Origin of the sequence: Prevotella sp. HMSC077E09, from assembly GCF_001814685.1 — a bacterium.
Taxonomy (GTDB): domain Bacteria; phylum Bacteroidota; class Bacteroidia; order Bacteroidales; family Bacteroidaceae; genus Prevotella; species Prevotella oris.
Genome location: NZ_KV817572.1, coordinates 62,660 through 62,926, shown reverse-complemented (window position 1 = coordinate 62,926; position 267 = coordinate 62,660). Strand labels below are relative to the sequence as shown.

1 pseudogene is annotated in these 267 nt (G+C 34.8%); it reads left to right on the top strand.

The window, feature by feature from the left end:
* Positions 1-267 (top strand): annotated as a pseudogene (locus HMPREF2983_RS14505) (IS982 family transposase); the annotation flags it as partial.

The following is a 267-nucleotide window of genomic DNA, read 5'->3' as shown; positions in this document are numbered from 1 at the left end:
GCAAGTTTTTTGATGCAATGACAGCAAAATATACTCTAAAACCTACAGGAAAAAGGAAATATCATAGAAATTCTACAATGTCAAAGGCAGAAGTTATGCTGATAATGATTCTATTCCACGATTCTGGTTATCGCTGCTTTAAACATTTCTATCTTGAAAAAGTATGTAAGCAGCTTCGCCATCTGTTTCCAAAAGTTGTTTCTTATAACCGTTTAGTAGAATTGGAAAGGGATGTAGCCGTACCCTTAACCTTGTTTATCAAGAAGG